An 8312-nucleotide genomic window follows, 5' to 3' on the forward strand; every position below is an offset into this window, starting at 1 on the left:
GAGCCGCGTTACGTGATCTCCATGGGCTCATGCGCCAACGGCGGCGGCTACTACTATTTCAGCTACTCCGTGGTCCGCGGCTGTGATCGCATTGTGCCGGTCGATATCTACGTGCCCGGCTGCCCGCCGACCGCCGAGGCGCTGGTCTACGGCGTGCTGCAACTGCAGAAGAAGATCCGCCGCACCGGGACCATCGAACGATGACCTGGCCGGCGACCCACGATGAACTCGAGAGCCTGGGCCAGGCGATCGTCGCCGGCGCCGGCGGGGCAATCGACAGCTATTCGCTGATGTTCGGCGAGTTGACGCTGAACGGGCCGGCGGCGCGCATCGTCGAGGCGCTGAGCTTCCTGCGCGATGCGCCGGACTGCCAGTTCAACCAGCTGATCGACCTGTGCGGCGTCGACCGACCCGAGCGCGCCAAGCGCTTCGATGTGGTCTACCACCTGCTGTCGCTGAACCTGAACCGCCGCGTGCGCCTGAAGATCCAGACCGACGAGGACACCGCGGTCGCCACCGCGACCGGCGTCTTCCCGTGCGCCGACTGGTTCGAGCGGGAAGCCTTCGACATGTACGGCGTGTTCTTCGAAGGCCATCCGGACCTGCGCCGCATCCTCACCGACTACGGCTTCCACGGTCATCCGCTGCGCAAGGACTTCCCGATGACGGGCTATGTCGAGGTGCGCTACGACGATGAGCTCAAGCGCGTGGTCTATGAGCCGGTGAAGGCCGTCGAGTGGCGCAACTGGGACTTCCTCTCGCCCTGGGAAGGCGAGGAGCGGGGCTTTGCGATTCCCGGCGACGAAAAGGCGAGTGGCGAGGCCCCCAAGTGACCGGCGACGCGCACCCCGAAACGATCGCCACGGAGACCAGCGTGTCGGCTCCGGTCACGACGGAGATCGGCGTGGTCGACGAGGCCCGTGGCGAAACCCCGGTCCGCAAGTTCAACATCAACTTCGGCCCTCAACACCCGGCCGCGCACGGCGTGCTGCGCCTGGTGCTGGAGCTGGACGGCGAAGTGGTCGAACGCGTCGACCCGCACATCGGACTGCTGCACCGCGGCACCGAGAAGTTGATCGAGGCGCGGCCCTACGCCCAGACGATCCCCTATTTCGACCGCCTCGACTACGTGGCTCCGATGAACCAGGAGCACGCCTATGTGCTCGCCATCGAGAAGATGCTGGGGGTGACGGTCCCGATCCGCGCCCAGCTGATCCGCGTGCTGTACTCCGAAATCGGCCGCATCCTGAACCACCTGCTCAACGTCACCACCCAGGCGATGGACGTGGGCGCGCTCACCCCGCCGCTGTGGGGCTTCGAAGAGCGCGAGAAGCTGATGGTGTTCTATGAGCGCGCGTCGGGCGCGCGCATGCACGCCAACTACTTCCGCGTCGGCGGCGTGCGCCAGGACCTGCCGCCGGAGCTGATCGCCGACATCAGCCGCTGGTGCGACCACTTCCCCAAGGTCTGCGACGACATCGAAGGCCTGATCACCGACAACCGCATCTTCAAGCAGCGCAACGTCGACATCGGCAAGGTGACGCGCGAGGAGGCGATCGCCTGGGGGTTCTCCGGTCCGATGCTCCGCGGGTCGGGCATCGCCTGGGACCTGCGGCGCAACCAGCCCTACGAGTGCTACGACGAGTTCGAATTCGATATCCCGCTGGGCCTGAACGGTGACTGCTACGACCGCTATCTCTGCCGCATGGAAGAGATGCGCCAATCGACCAAGATCATGAAGCAGGCGTGCGAGCGGCTGTTGAAGACGCCAGGTCCGTCGTTGTCGGAGGACAACAAGATCGCAGCGCCCCGCCGCGGCGAGATGAAGCGTTCGATGGAAGCGCTGATCCATCACTTCAAGCTGTTCACCGAGGGCTATCGAACTCCCGAGGGCGAAGTCTACGCCTGCGTCGAGGCGCCCAAGGGCGAGTTCGGCGTCTATCTGGTGAGCGACGGCTCGAACAAGCCTTATCGCTGCAAGATCCGCGCGCCGGGTTATCCGCACCTGCAGGCGATGGACTGGATGAACCGCGGCCACATGCTGGCCGATGTCTCCGCCATCCTGGGCTCGCTGGACATCGTGTTCGGGGAGATCGACCGTTGAGCCCCGTGGAGATCGTCCAGGGCCAGCTCGACGCCTACAACGCCCAGGACCTGGACGCCTATTGCGCCTACTTCACGCCTGACGTGGTGGTCGCCGATCTGAACGGCGCCGTAACCACGCAGGGCATCGAGGCCTATCGGGCGCGCTACGCCAAGGCTTTCGCGGACTTTCCGCAGAACAAAGCCGAGTTGCTCGCGCGGATCGTCCTGGGCGCCAGCGTCATCGACCACGAGCGCGTCGTGCGCAAACCGGGCGGAGAGACCTTCGAGGTCGCCGCCATCTACACGTTCGCGGACGGCAAGATCGCCCGCGTCGACTTCGCCAAGTGAGGGCCAAGGCTTGAGCGTCCGCCGCCTATCCACCGTCCAGCCGGACGGCTTCGCCTTTTCGCCGGAAAGCCTGGAGAAGGCGCGCTGGTGGATGGCCAAGTTCCCCGCCGGCCGCCAGCAATCGGCGGTGATCCCGCTGCTTTGGATCGTCCAGAAGCAGGAGGGCTGGGTCTCGGAGCCGGCGATCCGCGAGGTCGCAAGCCTGCTCGGCATGGCGGTGATCCGCGTCTACGAGGTCGCCACCTTCTACACGATGTTCATGCTGGAGCCGGTCGGCAGCCACGCGCTCGTCCAGGTCTGCGGCACGACGCCCTGCATGCTGCGCGGCGCGGGCGAACTGATGGATGTCTGCAAGACGCGGATCGGCGGCAAGGATCACCTCAGCGCCGACGGCAAGTTCTACTGGCAGGAGGTCGAGTGCCTCGGCGCCTGCGCCAATGCGCCCATGGCGGCGATCAACGACTACTACTACGAGGATCTGACGCCGGCGGCGCTTGAGGCCCTGCTGGACCAGTTCGCCGCGGGGTCGCCGCCGAAGCCGGGGTCCGCCATCGGCCGGCAGAATTCGGCGCCGGAGGGCGGGCCGCTCACCTTGACCGATCCCGCGCTGTACGACGGCTCGCCGGCGAAGGCGCTGACGCTGCCGAACCTGCCCGTCGAGGGTCCGAAGGAGCCGGCGGCGTGACCGAGCAGATGCAGGCCATGAAGCGCCGCTTGATCGTCATGCTGGCGATCGACGGTGTCTGCGCGCTGATCGCGGGGGCCGCCGCCATCGGCTTCTTCATGCAGGGCGTCGGCTGGATGCAATGGGCCTTCATGGCCGCGCTGGGCGTCGGGTTCGCCGCCCAGATCTGGTTCATCGTGGGCTTCCGTCGCGCGAACAAGGGAGTTTAGGGGTCTTGGTCGGCATCCTGGAAGACAAGGACCGCATCTTCACCAACCTCTACGGTCTCCACGATTGGGGCCTGGAGGGGGCGAAGCGGCGGGGGGCCTACAACGCGGTCGACGCCATGCTGGCGCAGACCCCGGAATGGCTGTGCGAGCAGATCAAGAACTCGGGCCTTCGCGGGCGCGGCGGGGCGGGATTCGCCACCGGCCTGAAGTGGACCTTCATGCCCAAGCAGGAGGGCGAGCGGCCGCACTATCTGGTGGTCAACGCCGACGAGTCCGAACCCGGCACCTGCAAGGACCGCGAGATCCTACGCTACGATCCGCACCTGCTGATCGAAGGGTGCCTGGTGGCCAGCTACGCGATCCGCGCGCACGCCTGCTACATCTACATCCGTGGCGAATACGTCGAGGAACGCGAGCACCTGGAAGCCGCGATCGCCCAGGCCTATGCGGCCAAGCTGATCGGCAAGGACAACCTCTTCGGCTGGCCGTTCCACCTCTATGTGACGCATGGGGCCGGCGCCTACATCTGCGGCGACGAGACCGCGCTGATGGAGAGCCTGGAAGGCAAGAAGGGCCAGCCGCGCTTGAAACCGCCATTCCCGGCCGGCGCGGGCATCTACGGCTGCCCGACCACCATCAACAACGTCGAGACCATCGCCACCGTCGGGTCGATCCTACGGCGCGGCGCGCAGTGGTTCGCGGGCTTCGGACGGCCGAACAACACCGGCACCAAGCTGATGGCGATCTCCGGCCACGTGCTGAAGCCCTGCGTGGTCGAAGAGGTCATGTCGATCCCGCTGCGCCAGTTGCTGGAAGAGCACTGCGGCGGCATCCGCGGCGGCTGGGGCAACCTGAAGGCGGTGATCCCGGGCGGCTCTTCCACGCCGCTGATCACGGCCGAGATGGCCGAGACCGCGCTGATGGACTTCGACTCGCTGAAGGACATGAAGTCGGGCCTCGGCACCGCCGCGGTCATCGTCATGGACAAGGACGCCGACCTGGTGAAGGCGATCGCCCGGCTGTCGTACTTCTACAAGCACGAGAGCTGCGGCCAATGCACCCCGTGCCGCGAAGGCACCGGCTGGATGTGGCGGGTGATGGAGCGCATGGCCTCGGGCGAGGCCGAGATGCGCGAGATCGACATGCTGCTGGACGTCGCCAGCCAGGTCGAGGGTCACACCATCTGCGGCCTGGGCGACGCGGCCGCCTGGCCGATCCAGGGCCTGTTCCGCCACTTCCGCGGCGAGGTCGAGGATCGCATCAACAACTATCGCGCCGGGCGCCCCCACGTGCAGGGCGCCACACTGGTCGCGGCGGAGTAGCCCCAGATGCCCATAGCCAAGGTCAACGGGGTCGAGGTCGAGTTCGAGCCGGGCATGAACGTGCTGCAGGTGGCCGAGCTCGGCGGCGCCGAGATTCCGCGCTTCTGCTACCACGAGCGGCTGTCGATCGCCGGCAACTGCCGCATGTGCCTGGTCGAGGTGAAGCCAGGCCCGCCGAAACCGCAGGCCTCCTGCGCTTTGCCGGCGGCCGAGGGCCAGGAAATCTTCACCAACACCCCGATGGTCAAGAAAGCCCGGCAGGGGGTGATGGAGTTCCTGCTGATCAACCACCCGCTGGATTGCCCGATCTGCGACCAGGGCGGCGAGTGCGACCTGCAGGACCAGGCCATGGGCTATGGCCGCGACGGTTCGCGCTACGGCGAGAACAAGCGCGCGGTCGAAGAGAAGTACATGGGTCCGCTGATCAAGACGGTGATGACCCGCTGCATCCAGTGCACGCGCTGCGTCCGCTTCATCACCGAGGTCGCCGGCGTTCCAGACATAGGTCTGATCTCGCGCGGCGAAGACGTTGAAATCACGACCTACCTCGACAAGGCGGTGGCCAGCGAGCTGTCGGCCAATGTGATCGACCTGTGCCCCGTGGGCGCGCTGACCCACAAGCCCTGGGCGTTCAACTACCGGCCCTGGGAGCTGAAAAAGACCGAGACCGTCGATGTGATGGACGCCATGGGCGCCTCGATCCGCGTGGACTCCCGTGGGCCCGCCGTGTTGCGCGTCCTGCCGCGCATCAACGAGGACATCAACGAGGAGTGGATCAGCGACAAGACCCGCTACGCCATCGACGGTTTGGGCCGCCAGCGGCTGGACCGGCCGTTCATCCGGCGTGGCGGCAAGCTGGTCCCCGCGACCTGGAATGAGGCCTTGGATCTGGTGGCCGACAGGCTGCGCGCCGCATCGCCCGAGCGCATCGGCGCTTTGGCCGGCGACCTGCAGGACGCGGAGTCGATGAAGGCCACGCTGGACCTGTTCCGCGGCCTGGGCTCGGCGAACCTAGATTGCCGCACCGACGGCATGGCGCTGGGCGACGGCCCGCGTGAGAGCTGGCTGTTCAATTCCACTCTGGCTGGGATCGAAGACGCCGACGTGATCCTGCTGGTCGGGACCAATCCGCGCGCCGAGGCGCCGGTGCTGAACGCGCGGTTGCGCAAGCGCTGGCTGGCCGGTGCGCTGCAGGTCGGCGTGATCGGCGAGCGGGCGGACCTGACCTATGGCTACGAGCACCTTGGCGCAGGCCCGGCCGCGCTCTCGTCGCTGGCCAACTCATCCAGTGAGTTCGTCGAGATGCTGAAGGGCGCCAAGGCTCCGGCGATCATCCTGGGCGCAGGGGCCCTGGCTCGCGACGACGGCGGCGCCGTCGTTCAAGCCGCCGCGGCACTGGCCAAGAGCTTTGGCATGACCTGGAACGTACTGCATTCCGCTGCGTCTCGCGTGGGCGGCCTGGACTTGGGCTTCACGCCGGGCGAGGGCGGAAAGACAGCTGCGCAGATGACCGCCGCCGGGGGCCTGGACGTACTGTTCCTGTTGGGCGCCGACGAGGCCGACCTCTCGGCCACCGACGCCTTCGTCGTCTACCTGGGCACCCACGGCGACGCGGGCGCGCACCGCGCCGATGTGATCCTGCCAGGCGCGGCCTACACCGAGAAGAACGGCCTCTATGTGAACACAGAGGGCCGCGTGCAGCTGGGCGCGCGCGCCGTTTTCCCGAAGGGCGAGGCGCGCGAGGACTGGTCGATCCTGCGCACCTTGTCCGACCGGGTTGGCGCGACCCTGCCATACGATTCACTCGACCAGCTCCGGTCGCGGCTGTTCGAAGAGCATCCGACCTTCGGCCAGATCGACTACGTGGCTGGCGCGCAGGCTGCTGCTGGGCTCGACTTCGCGAGCCTGGGCGCGGCCGGCGACCTGTCTGAGACGCCGTTCGCCACTCCGATCCGTGACTTCTACCTCAGCAACCCGATCGCGCGCGCCAGCGTGACCATGGCCGAATGCCAGGCGCTCGCCGCCGGGCCCGCGGCGATCGCGGCGGAGTAGGACGCATGGAGGGTGCAACCAACTTCTGGGCGACGCCGGGCGGCTGGACGCTGATCACCGTCGGCCAGATCCTCGCCGTGACGGTGTGGATCCTGCTGTCGCTGGCCTTCCTGCTGCTGGCCGACCGCAAGATCTGGGCCGGCGTGCAGATGCGCAAAGGCCCCAATGTCGTCGGCCCCTTCGGCCTGCTGCAGTCCTTCGCCGACTTCTTCAAGTTCGTGCTGAAGGAGGTCGTTGTCCCGGATGGCGCGGACAAGGCGGTGTTCCTGATGGCGCCGCTGATCAGCTTCATCCTGGCCTTCGTCGCCTGGGCGGTCGTGCCATTGGCGCCCGGCTGGGTGATCGCCGACCTCAACGTGGGCGTGCTCTACCTGCTGGCGATCTCCTCGCTGGGCGTCTACGGCATCATCATGGGCGGCTGGGCTTCGAACTCGAAATACCCGTTCCTGGGCAGCCTTCGTTCGGCGGCGCAGATGGTCTCCTACGAGGTCTCCATCGGCTTCGTGATCATCACGGTGATCCTGCTGTCCGGCACCATGAACCTGCAGAAGATCGTCGAGGCTCAGGCCGGCGGCTTCTGGAACTGGTACTTCCTGGGCGGCGGCCTGGCGAACCTGCCGATGATCTTCGTCATGCTGCCGATGACGGTGATCTTCTTCATCTCGGCCCTGGCCGAGACCAACCGCCCGCCGTTCGACCTGCCGGAAGCGGAGTCCGAGCTCGTGGCCGGCTATCAGGTCGAGTACTCGTCCACGCCCTACCTGCTGTTCATGATCGGCGAGTACGCGAACATCGTGCTGATGTGCGCGATGATCACCATCCTGTTCTTCGGTGGATGGCAGGCCCCGTTCCCGACGCCGTTCCTGGCTGACTGGGCGCCCACCGCGGCCAGCTTCTTCGGCTTCATGTGGTTCTTCCTGAAGACCATCTTCTTCTTCTGCATGTTCGCCATGGTGAAGGCGATCGTGCCCCGCTACCGCTACGACCAGCTCATGCGGCTGGGGTGGAAGGTGTTCCTGCCGATCTCGTTAGTCGCCGTGGCGCTGGTTTCCGCCTGGCGCGTGTTCGGGCCGCGGGTATGAAGACGGCGTTCGCCTTCATCCTCGTGCTCGCATGCACGGCCTGCGCCTCGGCCAGCCCCGACGGCGGCGTCGCCAACTACGACAGCCTGAGCCGAGCCGGGCAGGAATGCGCCGCCAAGGGCGGACAACTGGCATTGCAGAACGGGGGCGATCCCCAGGTGCTGACCGACTACGCCTGCAAGAGAAAGTGACGCGTTATGTTTGAACGGATCGGACAGGCGGTTAAGGGCGCGGCGCTGCTGGACTTCGCCGGCGCCTTCGGGCTGGCGGTGAAGTACATGATCCGCCCCAAGGCAACCGTGCTCTATCCGCATGAGCGCAACCCGCAGAGCCCGCGTTTCCGCGGCGAGCATGCGCTGCGCCGCTATCCCAATGGCGAAGAACGCTGCATCGCCTGCAAACTGTGCGAGGCGGTCTGCCCGGCCCAGGCGATCACCTTCGAGGCCGAGCCGCGCGCCGACGGCAGCCGGCGCACGACCCGCTACGACATCGACATGGTCAAATGCATCTACTGCGGCCTGTGCCAGGA

10 protein-coding genes and 1 pseudogene are annotated in these 8312 nt (G+C 66.7%); all 11 read left to right on the top strand.

Features of this window, described 5'->3' with window-relative positions; all coding sequences use genetic code 11:
- Window positions 1–204, top strand: a pseudogene (locus Q8M88_RS01560) (NADH-quinone oxidoreductase subunit B); the annotation flags it as partial.
- Window positions 201–833: an NADH-quinone oxidoreductase subunit C gene (locus Q8M88_RS01565; RefSeq protein WP_305594397.1), complete on the top strand. Its 633-nt coding sequence runs from the start codon at window positions 201–203 to the stop codon at window positions 831–833. The pseudogene Q8M88_RS01560 and the gene Q8M88_RS01565, both read left to right, overlap by 4 nt.
- A gap of 23 nt (window positions 834–856) precedes the next feature.
- A complete protein-coding gene (locus tag Q8M88_RS01570) occupies window positions 857–2104 on the top strand; it encodes an NADH-quinone oxidoreductase subunit D (protein WP_371132610.1) in 1248 nt (415 codons plus the stop codon).
- Window positions 2101–2433 carry a nuclear transport factor 2 family protein gene (locus Q8M88_RS01575; RefSeq protein WP_305594401.1) on the top strand — a complete coding sequence of 111 codons (333 nt, stop codon included), beginning with the start codon at window positions 2101–2103 and terminating at the stop codon, window positions 2431–2433. Before Q8M88_RS01570 ends, Q8M88_RS01575 begins: the two co-directional genes overlap by 4 nt.
- Before the next feature lie 10 nt (window positions 2434–2443).
- Window positions 2444–3118 (top strand): NADH-quinone oxidoreductase subunit NuoE, encoded by a 675-nt coding sequence (gene nuoE, locus Q8M88_RS01580; protein WP_305594403.1) that lies wholly within the window; start codon window positions 2444–2446, stop codon window positions 3116–3118.
- Window positions 3115–3327: a hypothetical protein gene (locus tag Q8M88_RS01585; protein ID WP_305594405.1), complete on the top strand. Its 213-nt coding sequence runs from the start codon at window positions 3115–3117 to the stop codon at window positions 3325–3327. The genes nuoE and Q8M88_RS01585 overlap by 4 nt, the downstream gene beginning before the upstream one ends.
- Window positions 3328–3332: 5 nt before the next feature.
- Window positions 3333–4649, top strand: coding sequence for an NADH-quinone oxidoreductase subunit NuoF (gene nuoF / locus Q8M88_RS01590; protein WP_305594407.1), 1317 nt, complete (start codon window positions 3333–3335; stop codon window positions 4647–4649).
- 6 nt (window positions 4650–4655) lie between these two features.
- On the top strand, window positions 4656–6701 hold the full coding sequence (gene nuoG, locus Q8M88_RS01595; RefSeq protein ID WP_305594409.1) for an NADH-quinone oxidoreductase subunit NuoG: 2046 nt from the start codon (window positions 4656–4658) through the stop codon (window positions 6699–6701).
- Window positions 6702–6706: 5 nt separating this feature from the next.
- Window positions 6707–7783 (top strand): NADH-quinone oxidoreductase subunit NuoH, encoded by a 1077-nt coding sequence (gene nuoH / locus Q8M88_RS01600; RefSeq protein ID WP_305594412.1) that lies wholly within the window; start codon window positions 6707–6709, stop codon window positions 7781–7783.
- Window positions 7780–7974, top strand: a complete 195-nt coding sequence (locus Q8M88_RS01605) for a hypothetical protein (RefSeq protein WP_305594415.1) — start codon at window positions 7780–7782, stop codon at window positions 7972–7974. The genes nuoH and Q8M88_RS01605 overlap by 4 nt, the downstream gene beginning before the upstream one ends.
- A gap of 6 nt (window positions 7975–7980) precedes the next feature.
- Window positions 7981–8312 (top strand): NADH-quinone oxidoreductase subunit NuoI (gene nuoI / locus Q8M88_RS01610; RefSeq protein WP_305594417.1); only part of this gene is annotated, 332 nt, incomplete at its 3' end.

This window comes from Phenylobacterium sp., from assembly GCF_030693805.1.
In the GTDB taxonomy this organism is placed as follows: domain Bacteria; phylum Pseudomonadota; class Alphaproteobacteria; order Caulobacterales; family Caulobacteraceae; genus Phenylobacterium.